The sequence below is a fragment of the Rothia sp. CCM 9416 genome (genome assembly GCF_048513535.1).
Classification (GTDB): Bacteria; Actinomycetota; Actinomycetes; order Actinomycetales; family Micrococcaceae; genus Rothia.
This window is the reverse complement of the sequence record NZ_JBLXXR010000012.1, coordinates 20,073-46,174: the sequence shown is the minus strand read 5'-3', so window position 1 is coordinate 46,174 and position 26,102 is coordinate 20,073. Positions and strand designations below refer to the sequence as shown.

The following is a 26,102-nucleotide window of genomic DNA, read 5'->3' as shown; positions in this document are numbered from 1 at the left end:
ATGCCCCTTTATTCCCGTGAGCTGAGCACCGTGGAAGAATAAGGGCTATGACTGAACTATTAACCCCGACCTTAGCTCATATTGTCGAAGCCTTTCACCAGATGTTCCCCCCTCAGCTTGCCGAGGGCTGGGACGCCGCAGGACTGGTCTTAGGCAGAGCTGATCGCCCCGTCGACCGTATAGGTTTTGCTGTTGATGCAACCGTAGCCACGGCACAGGAAGCCGCGCGGGAACAGGCAGGCCTGCTCATCACCCACCACCCACTCTTGCTGAAAGGAGCCTCTTTCCTCCCCGCTACAGACTACAAGGGCGAAATCGTTCATACTCTCATCGAAGCTGGCTGCGGTCTCTTGGGCGCTCATACCAACGTCGATTCAGCCCCTCACGGCACCAACGAAGCATTTATGGACTGCCTGGGGATTACCGACCGGCAGATACTAGCCGATGAAAAAAACGCATTGATCTCGGGAACCGAAAGAAGGGTAGGTATCGGTCGAGTCGGTAACCTACCCGAGCCCCTGACCCTGGCCCAACTGGCAGAAAAAATTGCAGTATTCCTCCCTGCCACAGCCGGTGGCCTCCGTATCGCAGGGCACCCCGAAACCAGCGTGCAGAAGGTAGCCCTGTGCACCGGGGCCGGTGATTCGCTCTTTGCCCAGGCCCGTGACAGCGGGGCCGATGTCTACATCACCGCTGACCTGCGCCACCACCCCGCTTCAGAAGCCCGCGAACAGGCACTGCTGAACGGCGGTAAACCCGCACTCATTGACTGCTCCCATTACGCCAGTGAATGGCTCTGGATGGAAGAAACCGCTCGGCTTCTGAGTGATGCCCTAGCCCAGCGCGGCTTCGCTATCAGCACCTACGTCTCAACCCTGAACACCGACCCCTGGGACTTCACCGTCAGCACCGGGTACACACCGGGTTCTGCCTCCACCGCCGGCTAGAACGCCCAGCAGCTAGAAAACCGCCAAGGCCCCCAATTACAACATGCTCACAGCCCCACCCAAGAGGGGCTGTGAGCCTGCCTTACCCTAGGGGTAGAAAGGCTAATCCCTGACCAGCAAGGTGAGCGTCCCCGCCTTCTTTGAGGTAGGAGCAACAAGCTCCACCTCAAAGGCGCCGCTGAGAGCTTGAACAAGTTCTTCAGCCTGCTCAAGACCGGTAAGCCCCTGCTCCACCACATAGTGGCCCAGTAACCCCCGGTAATGCTTGGCCATGTGCGAAACCACCTTACGGGCCCCATCAGCCTGCACCCGCTCCACCCGCACCAGCAGGTGGCGCGACGGATGCGGCGACCACACCTTAGCGTAGGCCGCTGACCGCCCATCAAGAATAAGCTGATCGCCCGCAAATTCATCAAGAGCATCAGCCAGCTCACCCTTCCAGAACTTAGCGGTATCACCCATCTCACCCAACTTGGTCCCCATCGACAGCCGGTAAGCAGGAATAGCATCAACCAGGCGCACCGCACCCCACGCCGCTGAAATCACTAGCACCGATTCATCAGCCCGAGCCCGCCCCGCAGCAGATAGCGAACCGTACCCAAAAGCCTCAAACAGGACCCCGCTATAGACCTGAGCGGCAGCCATCGCAGGCTCAGACCACAAACGGGTATTGCGCTCCACCTCACCTACTAGGGAAGCCCCAACCTTCAATATCTCCGGCGCCTCCTCCAAGGCACTGACACGAACCAGCTCATCAACAACAGCCTCACGAGCACCCGTCAAACACGGAAACGATAAATCACCCAGGCACACCGGCTCACCCACAGCAGCTGCAGACTTACCCTCAGACGGTGGAAACAAAATCAACATACCCACCATTGTAGTAAAGTAGGAACCCGGAACGGGACGCCCAGGCAATCGCGAGGCAACACCTCGAGGAAAGTCCGGGCTCCACAGCACAGGGTGGTCGATAACATCGACTCAAGGCAACTTGCAGGACAGTGCCACAGAAAACAAACCGCCCCCACGGGGTAAGGGTGAAAAGGCGAGGTAAAAGCTCACCAGTACCGCAGGTGACTACGGTAGCTAGGTAAACCCCACCCGGAGCAAGGTCAAACAGAGCGCGCCAGTAACTAGTGCGGTGAAGCGCTCGGGTAGGCTGCTTGAGCCCGCCGGCAACGACGGGCCTAGATGGATGATTGCCACCCCAGAAATGGGGGACAGAACCCGGCTTATCGGGCGTCCCGTTCTCTCTTACTTACCTATCTACCTACTGGGCGGTGTAGCTAGACCCAACACCCTTAAAGGTCAGCCCCGAGCCAGTTGGTGCTCAGGGCACAGCTCCGTTTGCCGGGCAGAACCCGGGGTGCTAGGCCCGTCGCTACAGACCACACGACCCCTTAAGGCATAAGGACGCCGGTGCCCAGCACCAGCGTCCTACACTCAAACTGCCAAATTAGTGGCCGAAAGGGTCAGGGTCCACACCGGGAACCCACGAGTTACCCTCAACGGTCCAGCCCTCAGCCTTAACAACCTTCTTGTACTTCTTGCTGTACTTAGCGTTCAAACGATTTACATACAGTTTGCCATCCAAATGATCCGTCTCATGCTGCATCACGCGAGCAAACCATCCGGTCGCCTCAAACTTTAGGGGATTACCGTGGCCATCAAAACCAGAAACAGTTACCCACTCAGCACGCTTCAATGGGAAAGAATAACCGGGGAAAGATAGGCAACCCTCAACCTCTTCATCGGGGTCAGGGTCAGTGGTAGCAATCTTGCCCAGAGTTAGAACCGGGTTCACCACCACACCAAGGGGAGGCACACCATCCTCATTCTCAAACTTATAGGTAAAAAGCCGCAGACCCACACCCACCTGCGGGGCAGCAAGGCCCACACCGTTCGATAATTCCTGAGTCTCATACATATCATCAATGAGCTGACGCAAGTCATCATCAAACACGGTCACCGGAGCTGCCGGGCGGTGCAGAACAGGGTTACCGTGAACAACAATAGGTAAAACAGCCATCGGAACAACCTCTCGGAAAACTGGGTAAAGGAAAAGGGCCACTACGGACAAACCGTAGCGACCCTCTCACTCGGGGTGATCGACGGGGGTTGAACCCGCGACCTCCTGGACCACAACCAGGCGCTCTGCCAACTGAGCTACGACCACCATGTGTTCAAGCCAAACCGATTCAACAGCTTGTCTTGGCAACGGATACTAGCTTACATGCGTCCAGGGGAACCTGCAAATTTTCCTACCCCAAATTGAGGTGATGGTTCTCACTGTAGGGTTGGAAAATGACTGTCTCAGCCAAGAAAGCTCAGCCCACCGTACAAGAGCTAGGCCGGGTTGATCTCCTGGCGGCTTTCAGCCACAGACTCAGCTACCCGCTGGCAGGTCGTACTATCCGGTCCGGGAGCGGTCACAAAAACTGTACCGCGGTAGTAACGGAGCTCATCGATAGAGTCCTGAATATCGCCCAAAGCACGATGATTCCCTGTTTTAGCAGGAGCGTTATAGGTTGCCTTCTCAAACCAGCGGCGAGAAAGTTCCTTGATGGTAGATACATCAATCACACGGTAGTGCAGGTAGTCCACCAGGGCCGGCATATCGCGTACCAGGAAGGTCTTATCGGTACCCACCGAATTACCGCCCAAAACAGCCTTACCCGGTTCGGGTACCCAGGCCTTGACGTAGTCCAGAACCAGCTGTTCGGCCTCCGCCATGGTCATACCGCCATCAAGCTCATCGAGCAGACCCGACACGGTGTGCATATTCCGCACAAAATCGTCCATCTGCTCAAGGGCCCGGGGCTCAGGCTTAATGACAACATCAACACCGTCGCCCAAAATATTCAGGTCCCCGTCAGTCACCAAGGCTGCAACCTCAATCAGGGCATCATTCTCTAAGGAAAGGCCCGTCATCTCACAATCAATCCATACGATTCGTTCATTTGAAATAGACACACCTCCAATCTACCCCAAACCGTGTGCAGGCTGGCCCGAACTCGGGAAATATGGCCCACCAGCAGAAGCTGTACTCGCTCAAGGCGTGAGCCGGGTAAAATCAGGTGTAATCTTCAGCCCGCCTAGGATGACCATGAGCCCCAGAACAGCGCAAATCGAACCCGGTAACCGCCCTGTGCACCGCTATAACCCCAAGACAGCTAACTATGTGTCAGGTAGCCCACTACGTACCCTAATCGTTGGAACCATTGGTTCGCTCCTGGTCATGTTCGCCTCCTTTGGTGTGGGCTGGCTTGCCGATGCTTCACTTTTCCGACGCGTCGACTGGATTATTCCCCTGCGTTACACCGCTCCCGGTCTGGTAACCTGCATCGCCATGCTGGTGGTAGGTTCCATGATGCTGTGTCGAGAATGGCTCCGCATGGTTCAGAAGCTCATGGTCTGGGATTCGAGGGCAAAAAAATGGGCTACGGGTGCAGCGTTATGCTGGATCATTCCTCAACTTTTTGCTTTCCCGCTCTATAGCCGGGACGTTTTTTCTTACTTTGCCCAGGGGCGGGTGATGGCGTCAGGCCTCAACCCCTATGAGTATGGAGTCTCCTCGGTTAACAACTTCTTCCAATACGGGGCCGACCAGATGTGGTCTGAATCAGCACCGCCCTACGGACCCATATTCCTGGTGATTGAGAAATGGGTAGCCCAATGGTCGGGTAATTCAGTCGATACCGCCCTTTATCTCTTTAGGCTCCTTGCACTCATCGGCGTAGCCATGATTGCCTACTACGTTCCCAAGCTCGCTCAACTCCACGGTATCAACGGTATTCGCGCCAACTGGCTGGTGGTAGCAAACCCGCTCTTCATCGCAGCTTTTATTACCTCGTCACATAATGATGCGCTGATGACCGGACTGATCCTGGCCGGCGTTTACTACGCTGCTTCTAGACGCGATACCTTGGGTTGCCTTCTTGGCGTGACCCTGGTGACTGCTGCCGTTGCCGTCAAACCGATTGCCCTGGTAGCCCTACCCTTTATCGGGCTTTTCTGGGCAGGGCGTGGGGCAAGCTGGCCACGCCGCATCGTTTTCTGGGCACTCACCCTGGCAATTTCAATGGCCCAACTCGGTCTCATGGGCTGGGTAACAGGCCTTAACTTTGGCTGGGTTTCAGCCCTTTCCACTACCGGTGGGCAGTACATCTGGTTCACTCCCATCGGGTTCCTGGGACTACAAATTAACCAGATTATTGTGTCGATTACAGGTGATAATGCCCTGGCAAACGGTATTCGGGACACATTCTTCAACCTGGGCAAGCTCACTGGCGTGTTACTGGCAGTCCTGACTATGGTGTGCGGTAAAGACGAGAACCTGATTCGCAGGGCAGGCTTAGCCCTGGGCCTAGTTGTGGCTTTCTCACCGATGCTGCAATCCTGGTACCTGCTGTGGTTTATCCCATTCTTTGTTGTCTCTGGTGTACGAACTGACTGGCAACTTGACTTCTACTTCTTGACCACCATGTTCTTCGTTATCTATGCGGTTTCAGACCAGTTGGCTGTCTCGCCCTATCTGGATAATTTCGACCAAAACATGGGCCGTCTTATTGCCGTGGTCTTGAGTTTGGCTTACGCTTTCTGGCTGGTCTTCTTTGACCCAGCCACCCGTCGAGTCCTGCGAAGAGCCCAGCGCTCTTCCCTCTACGAGGTCAGTATCTAAGGAATAGGGGAGAGGCCCAAAAACTCGAACCGGAGAGTCCGCCCAAAGAAATAGCCCCTCACCAAGAGGTGAGGGGCTATTGTGCATAGCGCCCCAGGAGGGAGTCGAACCCCCGACCAAGAGATTAGAAGGCTCCTGCTCTATCCACTGAGCTACTGAGGCCAGCGCACTCAATATTAGCTCCTGGGCCAGAAAAAGTCACTTTGATGCGGTTCATCAGCACGTCTGATGTACCCAGCTACCTCTGCTAGGGAGTAAGTAATTACCGACCCAAGGCCTTTAAACCCTAGGGAGCTGAGATAGCTGGCAATCTCTTCTGGCGCCCATGAGGGATAGTTACCCATAACTATTCTGCTCCACACCAAACCTCTGGCTTCACAGGTATTCCTTCCAGGTCTGCTGACTCACTCTATGCCTTACCCTGCCCAGCTCCTGCTGAGCTTGCCACCAGCCTAAAGAGAGAGCGGCCCAAGAGGTAGAGGTGTGAACATCTCATATTCCTAAACTGTCTTATCTTCATCGAGTGCAGCTTTACTTACCTCTCATAGCCTGAATTTTCGTATCCACAGGCTTTATGCACTATTGCCTCCAGCAGGCCCTACCTGGCAGGTTGGGGCTACCAGAACAGAGCCGACTCAAGGAGGAATCATGAGCGATACCGTCACCGTTCGAGGCTTTATTGCCACAGCACCAACCCAGAAATTCCTGCCAGGTGGGCAGATACCCGTCACCAACTTCCGCATCGCTTCCACACCCCGCTGGTTCGATACCACATCGGGGAGCTGGAAAGAAGGCAATACCAACTGGTACACAGTCAATGCCTTTAGGGCGCTCGCCCATAACTCTGCCCGCAGCCTTCATGTGGGCCAGCCCGTCCTGGTCACCGGCCGCCTGCAGGTCAAACAGTTCGAAAGGGCAGATGGCTCGGCAGGTACCAGCATTGAGATTGATGCTAGCTCTATAGGGCATGACCTCAACTTTGGGCTGGCAAACTTTACCCGGGTAACCGACCGCAAGCCAGAGATAGACGATACCGACCGTAAGTTCAATGAGCAGGTGCAGGCCGACGACCAGACGGGCCTCACTGAGGCTAGAGCAAACGACGAGGCCAGTGTCAGCCTCACCAGCTAGAACACGCCGGCACTGAGGGCTCGAGAGCGGTAGCCCTCTCGGTCATGCTCTGAACAAGAGGGGAGGTACAAGACTCTCACCAAGTTTCTCAGGCGGTCGCCCGCTTGGGGCCAACCAACTTGACATAAACCGGTAGGCTTAAAGGCATGGCAGAATTTATCTACACCATGACCAAAGCCCGCAAAACTGTGGGCGATAAAGTCATCCTCAACGACGTTTCAATGTCGTTCTTCCCCGGTGCAAAAATCGGTATGGTCGGCCCCAACGGTGCCGGTAAGTCAACCATCCTGAAAATTATGGCGGGTCTTGACACCCCCTCCAACGGTGAAGCACGACTCTCCGATGGCTACACCGTGGGTATCCTTATGCAGGAGCCCCCGCTCAATGAAGAAAAAACCGTCCTGGGTAACGTCCAGGAAGGCGTGGGCGAAATCTACGAGAAGATTGTTCGTTACAACGAAATCTCAGAAGAAATGGCTAACCCCGATGCCGATTTCGACTCCCTCATGGAAGAAATGGGCAAACTCCAGGAAGCCATTGACGCCGCCAACGCCTGGGACATTGACTCCCAGCTTGAGCAGGCAATGGACGCTCTACGTTGCCCTCCCGGAGATTCGCCCGTAACCCACCTCTCCGGTGGTGAACGCCGCCGTGTAGCTCTCTGTAAGCTCCTGCTTCAGAAGCCCGACCTGCTCCTGCTCGATGAGCCCACCAACCACCTAGATGCCGAATCGGTGCTCTGGCTCGAACAGCACCTGCAGTCCTACGAGGGCGCTGTTATTGCCATTACCCACGACCGATACTTCCTCGATCATGTGGCTGAATGGATTGCCGAAGTAGACCGCGGCAACCTCTACCCCTACGAGGGTAACTACTCCACCTACCTGGACAAGAAGCGTGCTCGCCTTGAAGTTCAGGGTAAGAAGGACGCCAAGCTTGCTAAGCGCCTTGAAGATGAGCTGGATTGGGTTCGATCCAACGCTAAGGGCCGCCAGGCTAAGTCAAAGGCCCGTCTGGCTCGCTACGAGGAGATGGCAGCTGAGGCGGAGAAGACCCGTAAGCTTGACTTTGAGGAAATTCAGATTCCCCCGGGACCGCGCCTGGGCAACGTGGTTATTGAGGCCGAGAACCTGCAAAAGGGTTTTGACGGCCGTTCACTGATCAAGGGCCTCTCCTTCTCGCTACCCCGCAACGGTATCGTTGGCGTTATCGGCCCTAACGGTGTGGGTAAGTCAACCCTGTTCAAGACTATTGTCGGTCTCGAAGCCCTGGACGGTGGCACCCTCAAGGTGGGCGAGACCGTCAAGATTTCCTACGTTGACCAGAACCGTTCAAACATTGACCCCGAAAAGTCGCTGTGGGAGGTTGTCTCTGACGGCCTGGATTACATTCAGGTTGGCCAGGTTGAAATGCCTTCGCGCGCCTACGTTTCAGCCTTCGGCTTCAAGGGCCCTGACCAGCAGAAGAAGGCCGGTGTGCTTTCCGGTGGTGAGCGCAACCGTCTGAACCTGGCTCTGACCCTCAAGCAGGGGGGCAACCTCTTACTGCTCGATGAGCCTACCAATGACCTGGACGTTGAGACCCTGACCTCGCTGGAAAACGCTCTGCTAGAGTTTCCCGGCTGCGCCGTTGTGGTCTCCCACGACCGTTGGTTCCTAGATAGGGTTGCTACCCATATTTTGGCTTGGGAAGGCACCGATGAGCAGCCCGATAATTGGTACTGGTTTGAAGGCAACTTCGAGTCCTACGAGAAGAACAAGGTGGAGCGCCTGGGCCCCGATGCCGCTAAGCCTCACCGCCTTGTCCACCGTAAGCTGACCCGCTAAGGCTTACAATGACCGGCTCAACCTGTAAGCTCTTATCCCTGACGGTAGTTTGGCGCAGGTAGCTCCGGTCATGGCTGTAAAGAATCCCCCGCACCCCATGAGGTGCGGGGGATTCTTGTGTTCAGAGGGCTCTTAGGTCGCGCGGTATTCGGGTAGCCGAATGAGCGCTTCTTGGGCTACCGTTGCAATGTGCTTGCCATCACGGGTAAAAATTTTACCCAGCGATAATCCACGTGCGCCCTGAGAGCTGGGGCAGTCCTGAACCAGTAGAAGCCACTCATCCGCAGGAGCCTGCCGATGGAACCAGATGGTGTGATCTAAGGAAGCTACTTTCATGCCCGGTTCTAGCCATGATTTCTGGTGGCGGCGCAGAACCGGCTCAATCTGTGTGTAGTCAGAGGCATAAGCCATAGCCGCCTGATGAATGAGCGGGTCATCCGGTAGCCTCTCCTTAGTCTTGAACCAGACCATGTTCTGAGCCGATCCGCTCGTGTCCGGGTCAAGGTAGAGCGCTGGGCTGATATGGCGGATATCGAAGGGTCTGCCGTGCGCCACCTTTTGGGCGATGGGTAGGTTGATATGCCCCAGTAGGTCGGCTGCTGTGGGGAGCGACTCGGGATCTGGCAGGTCGATGGGTATCTCCGATGAGTGCTCCGGCCCCTTAGCTACTGTCTGGAAAGAGGCAATACAGGAGAAGATAGGTGCGCCGCCTTGGTAGGCCTGAACACGCCTGCTGGCGAAAGAGCGTGTGTCGTTGAGGTTTTCTACCCCGTAGGCGAGGCTGGCGTTGACATCACCAGGGCGCAGAAAATAGCCGTGGAGTGAGTGTACCTGTTTACCCTCTACGGTCCGTGCCGCAGCAACCAGGGCTTGGGCGAGAACCTGCCCGCCGAAGATGCGGGGTGACTCTTTAGCCAGGGTCCTTGCCTGAAAGACCTGCTCATGTGCAGAGGCACTAGCTACAGGTAGGTCAAGCATAGCAAGTAGCTTGCCTGTGGGGGTGAGCGTCTCTTGGTGTGTATCTAGACTCATGGTTCTACCTTCTCATAAGTGGGCTAATGTTATGAGGGATAAGATGAAGTGATTAATTCTGTATTGAAAGAGGCACCCCATGTCTAGCCAAGGATCTGCGCATACAAGACCGTATGTGCACCTGCCCGATGAATCCACAGCCCGCGACCTCACAACCTATCTGGTGCGGGCTAAGTCTCTGGACCCGAAGGCGGCCGTACGGTTGCAGGTTCGCGGGGATATTCTGGGGGTAACTGTGTGCGCCCTGGAACCTGAGCATCTTTTAGATACGACCCCTACGGTTCTTGGCCTGCGCGCTATCAAACTGGCTGAACCGGCTGATCTGGATATAACGGTTGAGGCTGCTGCCCTGCTAGACCGCCTGGCTCGTATTGAGCAGGAGGGCTTGCAACTGGCGCTTCCACCGGTTGCCGTGACTGCGGGCTGGGCTGGCCGGACACCACCAATCACCGGGTGGGAAAAATCTGGCTTCTACCTATCCGATGATGCACGTCAGACCGCTAAGGCCGGTATTGAGACAGTGGACGGAGCCTTGCCAGCTCACCCCGGCCATGCGGTGGTTTCAACAGTGCGTTCACGCATCTGGTCCTCACCCGTCCAAACACCAAATACTCAGGTGCCTCTGCCAGCAGGTGCTGCTTTCGCCCTTGAGGTGCTGGGCTTTTTGCCTCCGCGAGCTACCGAGCCAATGCCGGTGTGGGTGAATGGGGATTGGGCCCGTATTTCTGCTCGTGCAGGGCATGTTTTGGTGCGGTCAAGCAAGCCGTAAAGGGGGCGAGAGAATGCTTCCAGGCGCTACTGAGCCCTGTTCTGCATAGCGTGAGCGGCACGCTCAAAGTAGCCCCACATCTCGGCATCATAGAGCGGCGCAAGCTCCAGAGTGTCCATGGCCTCCCGCATATACCGCAACCAGGTGTCCCGTTCCTTAGGGCCAATATAGAAGGGGTTGTGTCGCATACGCAGACGGGGGTGGCCTCGTTCTTCCTGGTAGGTTTTGGGCCCTCCCCAGTACTGTTCCAGGAACATTCTGAGCCGTCTTTCGGCGGGGCCTAAATCAGCCTCGGGGTACATGGCTTTAAATTCCTCATCAGCTGCAACCCGCGCATAGAACTCCCGGCAGAGTTTTTCAAAAACTGGGTGCCCACCAACCTGGGAATAGAAAGAGCGGGGGTCAATATCGTCACCTTCTGGTTGGGGATTTTGACCTGCGCCGTCGGCTAGAGAGATGGGTTTGAAAGCGGGGTTGGGTAACTGATTCATGCCCTCTAGTTTACTCCCGTGCACTGGCTACGGTCTGACCACCGGCAGGGACGGGAGGTATAGAAGAGGCGGGGCCTTCACTCTCACTGAGCGAAAACCCCGCCTTTCTTGGCGCTGTAGCTTTAGGCCATATCGGCGGCCTGAACCTTGAGTGCGCGTGCTAGAGCGTCGCGGCCTTCGGCAACCTGGCGTTTGAGGGCTGCGGCGTCCTCAGGCAGCGTTTCCAGGTAGTCTTCGGCACGGTCAAGCACCTGCTGGGTGTAGACACGGGGGAAGAGCCCGGTAATAATCTGGGTGGAAACCTCGTGGGAGCGTTCACGCCAGACCTTCTCCACAGACTCAAAGTAGCGTTCGGTGTACTGGGCCGTGACCTGCGGGTTGCCGCGGTAGAAGCCAAGAATAGCCGCGCGCTGGACGTTGTTGGAAAGTTCACCGGTTTCAACGACTGCTCGCCAGGTTTCTGCTTTTGCTTCTGCGGTGGGGATAGCGGCTCGTGCTGTGGCCGCTGATTGCTGGCCGGTAGCGGTGTTGTCGTCTGCCAGAGCAGCATCGATATCTGTCTTGCTTCTGCGGCCACCGGCTGACAGTGAAATGAGCAGGGCCCACCGTAGGTCAGTATCAATCTCAAGACCCTCAAGCTGGGTGTTCCCACTCATCAGGGCTTCGAGAGTGTCAAGCTGGCTGTCGGTGTGGGCAAGACGTGCAAAGGCCCCGACCAGCTGGAATTGCTTATCTGAACCGGCCTCAGCCTGCTGAGCAAGTTCCCACAGCCGGTCTGCAGCCTGCTGGCGTACAGACTCCGCGTGAGCGGGGTTGAGGTAAGCCCGCAGGGTAGTTTCCAGGTTGGTGAGCTGGGTACGGACAGCGGTGGAGTTAGTTTCTGCCCCGATGTTGTTAAGTACCAATTCAACGAACTGACGGGCAGGCATTTGGCCGTCGCGGGCGGTGTCCCAGAGGGAGCCCCAGACAACCCCGCGAGCAACTGAAGAATCAATAGCGCCCAGGTGGGCTACGGCGGTAGCGCGGGAACGCTCATCCAAGCGGATCTTGGCGTAGGCCAGGTCTTCATCATTGACCAGAATGAGATCGGGGCGGGCCAGCCCGACGGCCTCGGGTACCTCGGTCAGCTCGCCGTCAACGTCAATTTCTAGGCGGTGGGTGCGGGTGAGCGCACCATCTTTCATGCTGTAGAAGCCAAGGATGAGGCGGTGGGGGCGCAGGGTTTCGTAGCCCTCTGCAAAAGTCTGGCGCAGAGCCAGGCGGGCCAGAGTTCCGTCCTCTGCTTCTTCAACTTCGGTGCTGAGAGTATTGACCCCGGCAGTTTCTAGCCAGAGCTTGCTCCAGGCCCGCAGGTCGCGCCCGGAGATTGCTTCAAGCTCGGTAAGTAGGTCACCGAGCACGGTGTTGCCGTAGGCGTGCTTCTCAAAGTAGACCTTGAGGGCGGCCATAAAGTTCTCCTGGCCCACCCAGGCAACAAGCTGGCGGAGCACAGAGGCGCCCTTAGCGTAGGTAATACCGTCAAAGTTCACCTGAACATCTTGCAGGTCGCGGATAGGTGCCACAATGGGGTGGGTCGAGGAGAGCTGGTCCTGGTTGTAAGCCCAGGTCTTTTCCGACGCGGAGAAAGTTGCCCAGGCTTCGGGGGCGAAACTGGTGTTTTCGGCCAAAGCCAAGGTAGACATGAACTCAGCGAAGGACTCATTGAGCCAAAGGTCGTTCCACCACTTCATGGTAACCAGGTCACCAAACCACATGTGGGCCAGTTCGTGCAGGACGGTAATGGCCCGGCGCTCAATAATTGCCTCGGTGACCTTGGAACGGAAGATGTAGCTTTCAAGGAAGGTCACCGCCCCGGCATTCTCCATGGCACCGGCGTTGAACTCGGGCACAAAGAGCTGGTCATATTTTTCAAAGGGGTAGGGAGTCTTGAACTGTTCTTCAAAAAACTCAAAGCCCTGGCGGGTGATGTGGAAGATCTCGTCAGCGTCCAGGTATTCCATGAGTGATTTACGGGCGTAGCAACCCAGCTTAATCTCTCGGCCTTGGCTGTTGGTCAGTGATGAGGAAACACCCGCGTAGGGACCAGCAATAATGGCGGTGATGTAGGAGGAAATGCGGGGAGTGGGCTTGAAGTTCCACACCTTAATGTCTGCCTGCTCGTCAACAGATGTCTCGGGCTGGTTAGAGACAACAACCCAGTGGGCTGGCGCCTTGACCCTGAACTCGAACTCAGCTTTGAGGTCGGGCTGTTCAAAAACGGGGTAAACCCTGCGAGAATCCGGAACCTCAAACTGCGAGTAGAGGTAGACCTCACCATCTACCGGGTCAACAAAGCGGTGCAGGCCTTCACCAGTGTTGGTGTAGAGCATATCGGCCTCAATCACCAGTTCGTTCTTCTGGGCTAGTGAGGGCAAAGTAATCCGAAGGCCATCAGCGCAATCTACCGGCAGGTTTTCCCCGTTGAGAACAATACTGTGGACAGTATCGGTAATCGCGTCAATAAAGGTCTCTTGCCCGGGTACAGCGTCAAAACGGACAACAGTGCGTGAACCAAACACTCGCTCGCCCCGGGTGAGGTCAAGATCAATGGTGTAGGAATCTACACGCTGAATAAGAGATGCTCTCTGCTCAGCTTCGGCGCGGGTCAAATTCATTCCAGGCATGGGGTTCCTTATCGTGGTAGAAAGGGAAGAGCCGGATAGCTCCAGTACTAGAAGGGCGGTCTTTGCCCTGCCAACAGCCACGGGTAACCTGCTGCTGCAGGTTGGTCGTCACGCAGCACATACGCCTATAATTCTATGTGGTAGCCCGTGATTCACCTAACTATCTAGTGTGGTTTCCAGCTTCCCCCTGCCGCCAACGACCTAAGGAGACACCGTGCGCGTCCACATTGCTACTGACCATGCAGGCCTTGACCTGAGCCACTACCTCATCCAGGAACTCACCGCAGCTGGCTACGAGATGGTCGACCACGGCCCAGCAGAGTACGACGCCCTCGATGACTACCCCAGCTTCTGCATCAATGCTGCGCTTGCCGTTCGTGCTGACCGTGAGGCAGGGCTAGACTCCCTGGGGATTGTTCTGGGCGGCTCCGGTAACGGCGAGCAGATGGCAGCCAATAAGGTAGCGGGCATCAGGGCAGCGCTCGCCTGGAACCACGAAACCGCCGCCCTTGCGCGTGAACATAATAATGCCCAGGTTGTAGCTGTAGGTGGCCGTCAGCACAGCAAGGAAGAGGCCCTGGACATCATCAAGGTTTTCCTGAGCACCGAATGGACCAAGGAAGAACGTCACGCCCGCCGCATCGGTCAAATGGCAGAATACGAAACCACCGGGGCAATCAGCGGCAAACACATCGATACTTACTAGGATCACCCACCCCCGCGACCAAAACCCCAGAAGGAACCCATGCCAGAAGGCCACTCCATCCACCGGCTTGCACGCCAGCTCACCGACGTTTTTGCCAACCAGCAACTTGCCGTCAGTAGCCCCCAGGGACGTTTCACCGATGGAGCGGCGCTTCTGCATGGGCACCGGCTGATCCGGTCGTTTGCCCACGGTAAACACCTCTTTGCAGAGTTCTCCAACGACCTTTACCTGAACGTACACCTGGGTATCTACGGTGCATTTACCTTTGGCGGTGACGAGCGGTTCACGGGTGCCTCGTCGATTGGGGCACCGCGCAAGATTGGTGAGCAGGAGGATCACTCCCAAGAGCTCAGCGCCAAGCCGCCGGCACCGCGGCCAACCACTCGCGCTCGCCTGGTCTCTGAGCATGGGTGGGCCGACCTGGTCGGACCCACCATTTGCCGGGTTTTAACGGCTGACGAAGTGGCCCGCGTGCGTTCTCAGCTGGGGCCGGACCCTCTGAACCCGGATGCTGACCCGCAGGCCTTTTATGCCCGAGCGAGGAAGACCTCCCGACCTATCGGGGTTGCCCTGATGGACCAGAAAGTTATCTCTGGTGTCGGCAACATTTTTAGGGCTGAATCTCTGTTCAGGTGCGGTATCGATCCTTTCCGCCCCGCAAGAGAATGTAGTAGCTCTGAACTTGAGGCTCTCTGGGGCGATAACAAGCACCTGCTTGAAATTGGTGTCAGGGTGGGCCGGATTATTACAACTGAGCCGGCTGACCGCCCTGGTGTTTCTGAATATGAGGCCTGGCCTGAGCACGCAAATTACGTCTATCACCACCAGGGGCAGGCTTGTTTACGGTGCGGGAGCACGATTGCATTGCAAGAAGTTGCTGGGCGAAAACTGTATTGGTGCCCCGGCTGTCAGCGTTGAGAAGGTCCTCTAAACTCTTTGAGTTACAGGGTTTTGTGCTCTGTAGGCTCTGTCAGCTCATAATCTCGATAGGCGACCCTAATGTCCCTGGATTTATCGATTAGGTTGAAGAATCCTAAAGTCGGCATGTGGGCTGTTGAACGCGTAGGGTTGCTTCGCGGTTCTTTTGAGCTGGCTAAAAGAGCTCTTTTAGAGGGCGCTCAAGCAGGGATAGGCTTATGCTGTAGGAAAGTGCAGTAGAGGTTGGGGAGGGTAGCGTGAGCCTTAAGAGTTCTTTGTTGAGGCGAGCTCGACTACTGCTGGTTGATATTGAGGGCACCCTGCTTGATAGTGAAACCGCTACATCTCTAGGGTTTTACCGGGCCCTTCAGAGGTATGGTTTTCGGGGTGATTTTGCTGAGTCGCAAGCTTTGTACCGCGTCTGGTCAGATATTCAGCGGGAAGATTTTCAGCTGTATTTGGCAGGGGAGCAGGCCTTTGATCAGCACTACTACCAGCGGATAGCCAGCATGCTTAACCTCATGACGGGCACTGCCCATTCCCAAGAACGGGCAGAGGGCTTCTTGGGCTGTTTTGAGGCCCACCGTCGGCAGGCCTGGGTTGCTTTTGACGATGTTGAGGGCTTCATGCGTGGCCTCGACCTTTATAGTTCTCATCTTCAAGTAGTTGCCGTAACTAACGGGTCGCAGGCGCTTGAACAGGCCAAGCTGGATACTTTAGGCCTTTCAGATCTGCCGCTGCTAACATCACAACTCCTGGGTACCAGCAAGCCAAAAGAAGATTTTTTCCGTCTCATCTGCGCCGCTCTTGAAACCGACCCAGCTTTTGCTGTGCATGTGGGCAATAATTTTTTGGCAGATGTGCAAGCCCCGGTAGGAGCCGGCCTTGGAGCGGTTTGGGTTAACAGGAGCAGGCGTCACCAGCAGATTCCGCCCGGTATTGAGCGGGTTAGGGCGCTGACTGAACTTATCGATCACTACTAGAAACTTGAGACCGTAGAACACCCTCTGCAAAATGGACGGCACAAAAAAGCGACCACCTGCCGGTGGTCGCTTTTCTTTGGAGCGGCTGACGGGAATCGAACCCGCGTATCAGGCTTGGGAAGCGTGCGCTCTACCATTGAGCTACAGCCGCAGGAGAGGGGATGACGGGAATCGAACCCGCGTAATCAGTTTGGAAGACTGAGGCTTTACCATTAAGCTACATCCCCGTGTGGGGTGGCGTCCTCGTGGACGATTTCTAGTAAACCCGGTTTGTGGTGGGCTTGTCAAATCGGCTAGGCTAGAAAAGTCGGCAACACGCCCTAGGCGTAATGCGGTCGCCAGTTAGATTTTACGATGGGTTCCCGCTAGACTAGGTGTTGCCTTCCGTGCAATACGGGGTGTGGCGTAGCTTGGCTAGCGCGCCTGCTTTGGGAGCAGGAGATCGCAGGTTCGAATCCTGTCACCCCGACGTGAAATAGATCGGCCCGCCGGAAACGGCGGGTTTTTCTATAGAACGATTAGTTTGCCGCACTCATATTTAGTTCCGGGTTGCGGTTCCCTCAAGATATCAGGAGATCAACGGACGTGAAGACTGCCGTCGAGAAGATCAACCCGACCCTCGCAAAAATCGAGGTCGAGGTTCCCTTCGCTGAGTTCAAGACCTACCTTGACCGCACCTACAAGTCACTGGCTAACCAGATTTCAGTTCCTGGTTTCCGCAAGGGCAAGACCCCTAAGGCTCTGATTGATCAGCGTGCTGGCTTCGACTTTGTTGTTGAGAACGCTCTGAATGAAGCGCTGAACAGCTACTACTCCCAGGCTCTGGCTGAGAACGAGCTCACACCCCTGGCTCAGCCCGAACTGGACATCATTGCAAAGCCCGAAGAGGGCAACCGTGAAGCGGACCTCAAGCTCCTTATAGAGGTTACCGTTCGCCCCGAAATTGAACTGCCTGACTACTCAGGCATCAAGGTTGAGGTTGCAAGCGTAGAAGTTACTGAAGAAGACGAGCAGAAGGCACTCGATGCCCTGCGTGGCCGTTTCGGTACCCTCAAGGCTGTTGAGCGCCCCGCCGCTGACCAGGACTTCCTGACCATTAACATCGCCGCTGAAATCGATGGCCAAGAAGTTGACGCTGCCAACGACCTGTCCTACCAGGTAGGCTCCGGCACCATGCTGGAGGGCTTGGATGAAGCTGTTCTTGGCCTGTCTGCTGGTGAAGATGCAACCTTCGTGACCAAGCTTGCCGGTGGCGAGCACGCTGGTGAAGAGGCAACCGTCAAGGTTTCTGTCACCGCTGTTAAGGAACGCGAACTGCCCGAGGCAGACGACGACTTCGCTCAGCTGGCCTCCGAATTCGATACCATTGCAGAGCTCAAGGAAGACCTGAAGAAGCAGGCCGCTGACTCCAAGGTTGCCGAGCAGGGCGCAGAAGCGCGTGATAAGGTTCTTGACTCGCTGGTTGAACTGGTAGAAGTTCCCGTTCCCGAGAAGGTTATTGAAGACCAGCTGGAGCAGCATTTCAAGACCCCCAGCCAGGAAGCTGACCACGACACCGAAGAGCACCGCGCTGAGGTTCGTGAGAACACCGAACGTGCCTTCAAGAACGAAATCATTCTCGACGCAATCGCCGAGAAGGAAGAAGTTTCTGTTGAGCAGTCCGAGCTGATCGACTACATCATCACCATGAGCCAGCAGTACGGTATGGACCCCAACCAGTTCGCTCAGATGCTTGACGGCTCAGGCCAGTCCGGCATGATCGTTGGCGAAGTTCGCCGCTCCAAGGCTCTGGCCGCTGTTCTGGCTAAGGCTGAGGTTGTTGACGCAGACGGTAAGGCTGTTGACCTCTCATCATTCCTTAACGACAATGATGGCCAGCAGTAAGTACTAGCCTGCACCGACCTTGGTGCTTTAGTACAAGGCCCCGCCCAGCTAAGGCTAGGTGGGGCCTTTTTTCTGTCTCCTTCGCTGGGCTGGGCAGGCTAAGAGACCGTTTGCCCTAACATGCCATCAGCGAACTGAGGCTCTTTTGTGCTCACGCCAGTGCCCAAAAGCGATAACCTGAATGTCAAGCAATTCTTTGGTGCCCGCAGTCTGCGGCCGCCGCCACCGACACAAGGAGCGGAATCAATGTCCTTCACCCTTCCTGAAGCACACCAGGCCCCCGCCATGGAAACACCCATGGGGAGCCAGGACGACTATATCTATAACCGTCTACTCAAAGAGCGCATTATCTGGCTGGGGTCAGAAGTACGCGATTCCAACGCCAACCGTATCTGCTCCCAGCTCCTTTTGCTCTCGGCTGAGGACCCCGAGGCCGATATCTACCTCTACATCAACTCACCGGGTGGTTCTGTAACCGCAGGCATGGCTATCTACGACACCATGCAGCTTATCCCCAACGACGTTGTCACCGTTGTGACCGGCATGGCCGCCTCAATGGGGCAGTTCCTGCTCACAGCAGGGGCACCCGGCAAGCGCTTCGCCACCCCTAATGCCCGTATCCTTATGCACCAGCCCTCCGGCGGTATCGGTGGTACCGCATCAGATATTCGCACCCAGGCCCAGCTCATTTTGGATATGAAGAGGCGACTGAGCGAAATCACCGCAGAGCGCACCGGCCAGACCGTAGAAACCATCCTGCGCGATAACGACCGTGATAACTGGTTCACCGCAGAAGAAGGCCTGGCTTACGGCTTCTTCGACAAGATTCTGGACAAAATTGGCCCGGCCACCAGCGCCACCGACAAGTAAACCGGCCACGCAAGACTTTCTAGGAGAAACCGAATGATTCACCTCCCCTCATCTACCGCCCCGGCCGGTATGCCCACCGACCGCTACGTGCTCCCCAACTTTGAAGAGCGTACCCCCTACGGCTACAAGCGCCAGGACCCCTACGCCAAGCTCTTTGAAGACCGCATCATTTTCTTGGGCGTTCAGGTCGATGATGCCTCAGCCGATGACATCATGGCCCAGCTCCTGGTTCTTGAGTCCCAGGATCCTGACCGTGACATCACTCTTTACATCAACTCACCCGGTGGCTCCTTCACCGCGATGACTGCAATCTACGACACCATGCAGTACATCCGCCCCGAGATTCAAACTGTCTGCCTGGGTCAGGCCGCATCAGCCGCCGCTGTCTTGCTGGCAGCCGGTACCCCCGGTAAGCGTCTTGCCCTGCCCAACGCCCGCGTACTGATTCACCAGCCTGCGCTATCGGGTCAGCAGGGCGGCCAGGCATCAGACATTGAGATTCACGCCAACGAAGTAATGCGCATGCGTGAGTGGACTGCCCAGACTCTTGCTCTGCACGCCGGTAAGACCTTTGAAGAGGTCGATAAGTCGATTGAACGTGACAACATTCTGACCGCTAAAGCGGCACTGGAGTACGGCATCGTCGACCAGGTGCTTGAGTCACGCAAGGCCAATAAGCCGGCATTCAACACTGCTGAGAAGCACGACTAGATAGATACCCCAAACCGTTGGGTATTGGCGCCGCCTTTGGTTCTGCTCCACGAGAGTAGAGAGCCGATGGCGGCGTTTTATATGGATTATCGAGTCGGGGTGATATCTGTGAGAACACAGATGTCATTGTTTCGTCATCTTTCCTTAAACGTCACACAATTGGGCTGGCTAATTTTTCAGGGTAGATTATGTAGTGGAACCCAAAGAAAGGTAGGGGTATGGCTCGTCTAGGCGATAGCACCACTCTTCCCAAATGTTCATTTTGTGGCAAGAATCAGCGGCAGGTTCGTAAGCTGATTGCTGGCCCCAATATCTACATCTGCGATGAATGTATTGAGCTGTGCAACGAGATTCTTGAAGAGGAACTGACCGAGGTCAAGGGTCTAGGGTCTGCTGAAGAACTCCCCAACCCCCGTGAGATCTTTGACCACCTCCAGGAGTACGTCATTGGGCAGGAGGCCGCTAAGCGTGCCCTGTCTGTAGCGGTCTACAACCACTACAAGCGTATTCGGGCGCAAGAAAGCTCAGCTTTTGAGGCTAAGGAGCTTTTGGCTACTGACGGTGAAGACGTTGAGATTGCTAAGTCCAATATTCTGCTGGTTGGCCCGACAGGTTCCGGCAAGACTTACCTGGCCCAGACCCTGGCCAAAAAACTCAACGTGCCTTTTGCGGTTGCCGATGCGACCTCACTCACGGAGGCTGGTTATGTGGGCGAAGACGTTGAGAACATTCTGCTCAAGCTAATTCAGGCCGCCGATGGGGACATTCAAAAAGCCCAGCGCGGCATCATCTACATTGATGAAATCGATAAAATTTCCCGTAAGGCAGATAACCCTTCCATCACTCGAGACGTTTCGGGTGAGGGGGTGCAACAGGCACTCCTTAAAATCCTTGAGGGTACGGATGCATCGGTGCCTCCACAGGGCGGTCGTAAGCACCCTCAGCAGGAATTCCTCAAGATTAACACTTCCAATATCCTCTTTATCGTGGCCGGTGCTTTTGCCGGTATCGAAGAGATAGTAGGTGGGCGGGTAGGCCGCAAGGGTATTGGCTTTGGTGCCTCGATTGAGCAGGCCGCCAAGGAGAGCGATATCCTCACTAAGCTCATGCCCGAAGACCTACTGAAATTTGGTCTGATCCCTGAGTTCATTGGCCGCCTGCCAGTGCTTGCTACGTTGGGTAAGCTGACCGAGAGCGACCTCAAACGGATTCTGACCGAACCCAAGAACGCTCTGGTCAAGCAGTACAAACGTATGTTCGCCCTTGACGGTGTTGAACTGATTTTTGAGGACGGCGCCATTGCCGCCATTGCCCGCCAGGCTGTTGAACGCGACACCGGTGCTCGCGGTTTACGTTCCATCATGGAGTCTATTCTGCAACCGGTCATGTTCGATGTACCCAGCCGTAGTGACGTATCGGCGGTCATTATCGATGCCGATGTTGTCACCGGCGATAAAGACCCGATTCTCGTCATTGATAATTCGGTGGAAAAGAAGAGCGCTTAAGAAAAGCCCCGCTCCGGGAATAGTATCCCGGAGTGGGGTGTTTTGCTGGTGACAGTATTTCGGTGCAAAAGCACAGCTTTCTCTGAAAGGAGCCCCTGTGGCTGAGAACAAAGTTGATTTTTGGTTTGACCCCACCTGCCCCTGGTGCTGGATGACCTCCCGTTGGATTAAAGAGGTCCAGGGCCTGCGCGATGTTGAGGTCACCTGGCATCCCTTCTCTCTGTCTGTTCTCAATGAGGGGCGTGACCTGCCTGCTGACTACCAGGCACACATGGAAACGGCCTGGGGCCCGGCCCGTGTAGTTACTGCCGTCGCTCAGAAGTACTCGCAGGCCGAGGTTGATGCGCTCTACACGGCCCTGGGGGAGGAGATCCACCACCAGCAGAACAAGGGCGGTGAACTCTACGCTGACGCCATTACTAAGGCTCTGGAAACTGTTGGCCTGCCCTCTGAACTTGCGCAGGCTGCTTTCACTGAAGAATACGATGAGTTCATGCGCGACTCAACCCGTGCGGGCCTCGAAGCCGCCGGTGGCGATGACATCGGTGTGCCGCTGATCAGCATTAACGGCGTGACCTTCTTTGGTCCGGTCATGAGCCCTGCCCCCACCGGTGAAGAAGCCGCTAAGGTCTTTGATGGGGCTGTAGCACTAGCCTCTTACCCCGGTTTCTTTGAAATTAAGCGACCCAGAACAGTGGGTCCCATCTTCGCAGCTAGAGCAGAGAACTAGAGTGAAGCCCCCGGAGGGTCCCTTGAAGGGAACCTGCTCCGGGGGCTTTGCTTATGCCTGCTAGCTACTTTTGTGCGCGAGCCTGGTTTTTGGCGGTGGCATTGTAGGTGTAGTTAACCGCTCCATCAGAAGTAAACTCCAGCATGGCAAAAACATGGCTTGCCATAATAATAAAGACGGCATAGAGGTTTCCGCCTTCGGCTGATCCAGCCGAGACCGAGAGCGCTGTACCTACGAATGAGAGACTCAGAAGTGCCAGGATTATTTTTCGTGATCGCTGGCTGCCACGAATTACTTGGATACAGAGGAAGACCTGAGTCACAGTAATGAGGATCAGCAACCCGCTAAGAGTCCACTGGGTTATAGTCATAGCATTAGAGATATGGGCTAGTTCATCCCCAGTTAGGCTATTCTCCAAACTCAAAAAATCGCCCCGAGAGATTTGCCAGAGGTTAATACCTAACTGGAACATCGCCAGAATGCCCACAAAGAGTGCAGCTACCCAGACGCTGGGCGGTGCTTCTTGGACCAGTTCCCAGGCGGGCCGGTGGCCTCTGAGCTTTTCTGGGCTAAGGTCTGAGTTTTCTGCTGGTGAGGGCTGAAGCTGAGCAAGTTCCAAGATGGGGAGGTTACCGTCGGTGAGGATATCATCCCCACCACCGTTACGGGAGTGGTAGCCGGTAGAGAAATCCTTGATGACCTCAACCTGAGTCTGGGGGTTGCAGTAGGCGACAGTTTCTACTACATAATCTCGTTCCTTATCAGTGTCTGCATCAATCTTATGGGTGACCTGGAGTGTGAAAAGGGAAAGTCCGACGGCCCTGTCGAAGGTTGCGCCAGCTAGCCAATCAACTGAGGCACCGCCGGGCAGCTTCCACCCCTGAGGGGCCTTCCAGAAACGTACATGGTGTCGTTTTTGGGGCGACCCATCAACCTCTTGCTGGTAGGCGAAATCCTCTTTGCGGTTAAAGAGATAGAGAGGGGAAACCGGTGCAGTGGGGTAGGGAGTTCTCGTGAGAGTATTGCGAATAATACGCCAGGAGGATGCTAACGTGACAGGCTCTGCCTGATGCCAGCCTGCCTGGGTCATGGCGCGGTGGATATCTGCTTCTTCCCCTCTGATACCTATGTTAATAGGGTCTCCCAAAAGGCCGTCACCGGTCCGAGCACGACCGATAAAGTAGCTGGGCACATAAATATCGGTCATGATTCGGTGAAAACGCGGCAAGGTGAAATAAGCACAGATACCCCAGAAGACAATGATCAGGGGGATAGCCCACCAGGAATGGGTGCTGGCTTCTATGAGGGCTACAATGGCCAGCCAAATTGAGGCCAGACCAGCTCCAATGAAATAGAGCTTGTCCAGGGCACCCGAGAATACCCGCCTATCTGCTTGAAATTGCAGGTAGCTTTTGATCTTTTCGGGCGAGGTATTGCCCCGGTATCGCGGGTAATTGGGATCAGAGTTCATAGGTCTATCAGTCCAGTCTAGTGTCAGGGTAGTAAAGGAGAGGCCTAGCCCGGGTGAATGAGCTAGGCCTCTCTCAGGGGGTAAGCCGTTCAGGGCAGGTAAGGAAGGCTAGGAAGCCCTCTCTTCTTCTGCCCTGAGCTTGACCTGGCTGATCTCTAGTTCGGCTTGAGCGTCTTGAACCTGCAGAGTGAGCTGGTGAGCATTTCCGGCTGCCTTCAGGTCTGCTAGGCCAGCCTTGAGGCGCTGGATAGACTGCTGAGAACCGGTAATTACTGCTGACTCAACTTCAGTACGCTGTTTGACCTGGGCCTGACTCTTAGCCTTGCGTATCCCTCCAAGAGCGGCCGCCACGGTGGGCAGAATCTCTGCGTCAGCGGTTTTGGCAAGTTTCGCGTAACCGGCAGTGGTAGGCCAGGGCGCACGGTGCACCGAGCCTGCCCTCCACCAGGACCAAATCTCATCGGTCACGAAGGGTAGGAAGGGCGCAAACATACGGAGCAGAGCGTCCAAGGTGGTGGCAAGAGCCGACAGAACTGATGCCTGTTCAGCGTCTCCTGCCTTGCCGTAAGCGCGGTCCTTAATGAGCTCAACGAAGTCATCGGTGAAGTGCCAGAAGAAAGTCTCGGAAATCTGGAGGGCACGAGCGTACTCGTAATTCTCAAAGGCCGCAGTAGATTCCTCAACCAGGCTAGCTAGACGAGCCAGCAGGGAGCGATCCAGCTCGTTGGTGAGCAGGTTAGCTTGTGCTTGGGTGGTGATAACTGACTGAGCAGTTGCCCCCAGACCCAGCACGAACTTTGAAGCGTTCAGGAGTTTGATAGCCAGGCGGCGACCAATCTTCATCTGGGCTTCATCGTAGGCGGTGTCGGCACCCAGCTTGGCGCTGGCCGCCCAGTAACGGACCGCATCCGAACCGTACTTTTCCAGCACCTCATGGGGAACAACCACGTTGCCCTTGGACTTGGACATCTTCTTACGATCCGGGTCTAGAATCCAGCCTGACAGTGCGGTATCGGTCCAGGGAACAGAGTTCTCTAGTGAGTTTGAGCGAACCACGGTGGAGAAGAGCCAGGTACGGATAATGTCGTGGCCTTGGGGGCGCAAATCCATAGGGAAGGTGACCTCGTGCAGCTCCCGATCCACTGCCCAGCCGGTGGCAATCTGCGGGGTCAGTGACGAGGTAGCCCAGGTATCTAGAACATCGGGGTCAGCGATAAAGCCACCGGGTAGGCCACGCTGATCCTCGGTGTAACCGGGTGCAGGCTCTGAGGCGGGGTCTACCGGCAGCATCTCAGCGCTAGGAACAATCGGCTCATCGTAGTTGGGCTCACCATCGGCGTCCAGGGCGTACCAGATGGGGAAGGGCACACCGAAGAAGCGCTGGCGTGAAATGAGCCAGTCACCGTTGAGGCCCTCTACCCAGTTCTCGTAGCGGGAGCGCATAAAGGTGGGGTGCCAGGTAATCTGGCGGCCACGCTCAATAAGAGCTTCGCGGCGCTCGGCATCGCGGCCACCGTTGCGGATATACCACTGGCGTGAGGCCACGATTTCAAGGGGCTTGTCGCCCTTTTCGTAGAACCTGACCGGGTGGGTAATGGGCTTGGGGTCGCCGTCCATTTCGCCGGCTTCAATCAGCATCTCGACCACGGTCTTTTGCGCGGTAAAGACGGTTGCACCGGCCATACGGGCGTAGCGTTCACGGCCCTCGGGGCTGGTAATCCAGTCGGGGGTTTCTGAAGCGAAGCGGCCGTCGCGGCCAATGAGTGCGCGGGTATCAAGCTGGAGCTCACGCCACCAGGTGACGTCGGTGGTGTCGCCAAAGGTACAAATCATGGCGATACCGGCACCCTTGTCGGGCTGAGCCAGAGGGTGCGCCTTAATCTCGACCTCAACGCCGAAGAGCGGGGAGGTGACCTTGGTACCAAAGAGAGGCTGGTAGCGCTGGTCATCGGGATGGGCCACCAGAGCTACACAGGAAGGCAGCAGCTCGGGGCGGGTGGTCTCAATCCATACCTTCTCGCCGTTTTCGCGGTGGAAGGAGATGCGGTGGTAGGCACCGGGGCGTTCCTTATCTTCCAGCTCGGCCTGGGCAACCGCGGTGCGGAAGGTGACATCCCACATGGTGGGGGCCTCTGCCATGTAGGCATCGCCGCTGGCTAGATCGTTCAGGAAGGCAAGCTGGGAGACCTTGCGGGAGTGGGCATCAATGGTGCGGTAGGTGTGTGACCAGTCCACCGAAAGACCCAGAGTGGTGAAGAGTTCTTCAAAGACCTTTTCGTCTTCAACAGCAAGAATCTCGCAGAGTTCAATGAAGTTCTGGCGTGAGATACGCGGCCAGTCACGCTGGTTCTTGGCAGGCTTCTCGGGTGCGGTGAAGTTGGGGTCGTAGGGGATAGCGGGGTCGCACAGAACCCCGTAGTAGTTCTGAACACGGCGCTCAGTGGGCAGGCCGTTATCGTCCCAGCCCAGGGGGTAAAAGACGTTCTTGCCCTTCATGCGCTGGTAGCGGGCGATGACGTCGGTCTGGGTGTAGGAGAACATGTGCCCCACATGCAGGGAGCCAGAGGCTGTGGGAGGCGGGGTGTCGATGGAGTAGACCTGCTCGCGGGTGGTGTCCCGGTTAAAAGCGTAGGTCTTGTGCTCGGCCCAGTTCTGTGTGAACTTCTTTTCGAGGCCTTCGAGGCCGGGCTTTGCGGGAACGGTAATGTCTACTGCGGGTTCTGCGGGCGTGTCTGTGCCCTGGTTTATTTCAGCCATGCTTTTCATTCTCTCATGTCTTGAGGC

At 56.1% G+C, this 26,102-nt stretch carries 21 protein-coding genes, 5 tRNA genes and 1 other RNA gene; 15 read left to right on the top strand and 12 right to left on the bottom strand.

What is annotated here, in order from left to right; all coding sequences use genetic code 11:
* Positions 1–47: 47 nt before the first annotated feature.
* Positions 48–947: a Nif3-like dinuclear metal center hexameric protein gene (locus ACN080_RS06325; protein ID WP_419113319.1), complete on the top strand. Its 900-nt coding sequence runs from the start codon at positions 48–50 to the stop codon at positions 945–947.
* Between the two features lie 102 nt (positions 948–1,049).
* On the opposite strand, the gene ACN080_RS06320 is transcribed toward ACN080_RS06325, so the two are convergent.
* Positions 1,050–1,817 (bottom strand): YaaA family protein, encoded by a 768-nt coding sequence (locus ACN080_RS06320; RefSeq protein WP_419113318.1) that lies wholly within the window; start codon positions 1,815–1,817, stop codon positions 1,050–1,052.
* 32 nt (positions 1,818–1,849) lie between these two features.
* On the opposite strand from ACN080_RS06320, the gene rnpB reads away from it, so the two are divergent.
* Positions 1,850–2,198: RNase P RNA component class A (gene rnpB / locus ACN080_RS06315), an RNA gene on the top strand.
* Positions 2,199–2,403: 205 nt separating this feature from the next.
* Here the strand turns inward: rnpB and def are convergent.
* The 3 genes from def to orn form a co-directional block, all read right to left on the bottom strand.
* Positions 2,404–2,976, bottom strand: a complete 573-nt coding sequence (gene def, locus ACN080_RS06310) for a peptide deformylase (RefSeq protein ID WP_419099539.1) — start codon at positions 2,974–2,976, stop codon at positions 2,404–2,406.
* 74 nt (positions 2,977–3,050) lie between these two features.
* A tRNA-His gene (locus ACN080_RS06305) sits at positions 3,051–3,123 on the bottom strand.
* Between the two features lie 170 nt (positions 3,124–3,293).
* The gene (gene orn, locus ACN080_RS06300; RefSeq protein ID WP_419099540.1) at positions 3,294–3,920 is read right to left on the bottom strand and encodes an oligoribonuclease; all 627 of its coding nucleotides are present in this window, start codon (positions 3,918–3,920) and stop codon (positions 3,294–3,296) included.
* Positions 3,921–4,053: 133 nt separating this feature from the next.
* Between orn and mptB the strand changes: the two genes are divergently transcribed.
* The gene (gene mptB / locus ACN080_RS06295) at positions 4,054–5,628 is read left to right on the top strand and encodes a polyprenol phosphomannose-dependent alpha 1,6 mannosyltransferase MptB (RefSeq protein WP_419113317.1); all 1,575 of its coding nucleotides are present in this window, start codon (positions 4,054–4,056) and stop codon (positions 5,626–5,628) included.
* 89 nt (positions 5,629–5,717) lie between these two features.
* Here mptB and ACN080_RS06290 read toward each other — a convergent pair.
* Positions 5,718–5,790, bottom strand: a tRNA-Arg gene (locus tag ACN080_RS06290).
* Between the two features lie 486 nt (positions 5,791–6,276).
* On the opposite strand from ACN080_RS06290, the gene ACN080_RS06285 reads away from it, so the two are divergent.
* Positions 6,277–6,759 carry a single-stranded DNA-binding protein gene (locus ACN080_RS06285; RefSeq protein WP_419099542.1) on the top strand — a complete coding sequence of 161 codons (483 nt, stop codon included), beginning with the start codon at positions 6,277–6,279 and terminating at the stop codon, positions 6,757–6,759.
* Between the two features lie 146 nt (positions 6,760–6,905).
* On the top strand, positions 6,906–8,585 hold the full coding sequence (ettA, locus tag ACN080_RS06280; RefSeq protein ID WP_419099543.1) for an energy-dependent translational throttle protein EttA: 1,680 nt from the start codon (positions 6,906–6,908) through the stop codon (positions 8,583–8,585).
* Between the two features lie 132 nt (positions 8,586–8,717).
* Here ettA and ACN080_RS06275 read toward each other — a convergent pair whose 3' ends face one another.
* Positions 8,718–9,617 (bottom strand): acyl-CoA thioesterase, encoded by a 900-nt coding sequence (locus ACN080_RS06275; protein WP_419104717.1) that lies wholly within the window; start codon positions 9,615–9,617, stop codon positions 8,718–8,720.
* A 79-nt stretch (positions 9,618–9,696) separates the two neighbouring features.
* Between ACN080_RS06275 and ACN080_RS06270 the strand changes: the two genes are divergently transcribed.
* Positions 9,697–10,386, top strand: coding sequence for a hypothetical protein (locus ACN080_RS06270; protein ID WP_419113316.1), 690 nt, complete (start codon positions 9,697–9,699; stop codon positions 10,384–10,386).
* A gap of 26 nt (positions 10,387–10,412) precedes the next feature.
* Here ACN080_RS06270 and ACN080_RS06265 read toward each other — a convergent pair whose 3' ends face one another.
* A complete protein-coding gene (locus ACN080_RS06265) occupies positions 10,413–10,877 on the bottom strand; it encodes a globin (RefSeq protein WP_419104719.1) in 465 nt (154 codons plus the stop codon).
* Positions 10,878–10,999: 122 nt separating this feature from the next.
* Positions 11,000–13,540 (bottom strand): aminopeptidase N, encoded by a 2,541-nt coding sequence (pepN, locus tag ACN080_RS06260; RefSeq protein ID WP_419113315.1) that lies wholly within the window; start codon positions 13,538–13,540, stop codon positions 11,000–11,002.
* Positions 13,541–13,754: 214 nt separating this feature from the next.
* Between pepN and ACN080_RS06255 the strand changes: the two genes are divergently transcribed.
* The 3 genes from ACN080_RS06255 (at position 13,755) to ACN080_RS06245 (ending at position 16,147) form a co-directional block, all read left to right on the top strand.
* Positions 13,755–14,246 (top strand): ribose-5-phosphate isomerase, encoded by a 492-nt coding sequence (locus ACN080_RS06255; protein ID WP_419099548.1) that lies wholly within the window; start codon positions 13,755–13,757, stop codon positions 14,244–14,246.
* Between the two features lie 39 nt (positions 14,247–14,285).
* Entirely contained in the window at positions 14,286–15,164 is an 879-nt protein-coding gene (locus ACN080_RS06250; RefSeq protein WP_419113314.1) for an Fpg/Nei family DNA glycosylase, read from the top strand.
* A 257-nt stretch (positions 15,165–15,421) separates the two neighbouring features.
* Positions 15,422–16,147, top strand: coding sequence for an HAD family hydrolase (locus tag ACN080_RS06245; RefSeq protein WP_419104722.1), 726 nt, complete (start codon positions 15,422–15,424; stop codon positions 16,145–16,147).
* A 77-nt stretch (positions 16,148–16,224) separates the two neighbouring features.
* Here the strand turns inward: ACN080_RS06245 and ACN080_RS06240 are convergent.
* A tRNA-Gly gene (locus tag ACN080_RS06240) sits at positions 16,225–16,298 on the bottom strand.
* 5 nt (positions 16,299–16,303) lie between these two features.
* Positions 16,304–16,374, bottom strand: a tRNA-Gly gene (locus tag ACN080_RS06235).
* A gap of 167 nt (positions 16,375–16,541) precedes the next feature.
* On the opposite strand from ACN080_RS06235, the gene ACN080_RS06230 reads away from it, so the two are divergent.
* From ACN080_RS06230 to ACN080_RS06205, 6 genes are all read left to right on the top strand, one after another.
* Positions 16,542–16,616, top strand: a tRNA-Pro gene (locus ACN080_RS06230).
* Positions 16,617–16,732: 116 nt separating this feature from the next.
* On the top strand, positions 16,733–18,031 hold the full coding sequence (gene tig, locus ACN080_RS06225; protein ID WP_419099551.1) for a trigger factor: 1,299 nt from the start codon (positions 16,733–16,735) through the stop codon (positions 18,029–18,031).
* 246 nt (positions 18,032–18,277) lie between these two features.
* Complete coding sequence (locus tag ACN080_RS06220; protein WP_419113313.1) at positions 18,278–18,901, top strand: ATP-dependent Clp protease proteolytic subunit; 624 nt, start codon at positions 18,278–18,280, stop codon at positions 18,899–18,901.
* Between the two features lie 33 nt (positions 18,902–18,934).
* Complete coding sequence (locus tag ACN080_RS06215; protein ID WP_419099553.1) at positions 18,935–19,612, top strand: ATP-dependent Clp protease proteolytic subunit; 678 nt, start codon at positions 18,935–18,937, stop codon at positions 19,610–19,612.
* A gap of 218 nt (positions 19,613–19,830) precedes the next feature.
* Positions 19,831–21,117: an ATP-dependent Clp protease ATP-binding subunit ClpX gene (gene clpX, locus ACN080_RS06210; RefSeq protein ID WP_419099554.1), complete on the top strand. Its 1,287-nt coding sequence runs from the start codon at positions 19,831–19,833 to the stop codon at positions 21,115–21,117.
* 97 nt (positions 21,118–21,214) lie between these two features.
* Entirely contained in the window at positions 21,215–21,847 is a 633-nt protein-coding gene (locus ACN080_RS06205; RefSeq protein ID WP_419099555.1) for a DsbA family oxidoreductase, read from the top strand.
* A 64-nt stretch (positions 21,848–21,911) separates the two neighbouring features.
* On the opposite strand, the gene ACN080_RS06200 is transcribed toward ACN080_RS06205, so the two are convergent.
* Together ACN080_RS06200 and valS are read right to left on the bottom strand one after the other, a co-directional pair.
* A complete protein-coding gene (locus ACN080_RS06200; protein WP_419099556.1) occupies positions 21,912–23,318 on the bottom strand; it encodes an LssY C-terminal domain-containing protein in 1,407 nt (468 codons plus the stop codon).
* 108 nt (positions 23,319–23,426) lie between these two features.
* Positions 23,427–26,075 carry a valine--tRNA ligase gene (gene valS, locus ACN080_RS06195; protein WP_419113312.1) on the bottom strand — a complete coding sequence of 883 codons (2,649 nt, stop codon included), beginning with the start codon at positions 26,073–26,075 and terminating at the stop codon, positions 23,427–23,429.
* Positions 26,076–26,102 lie beyond the last annotated feature (27 nt).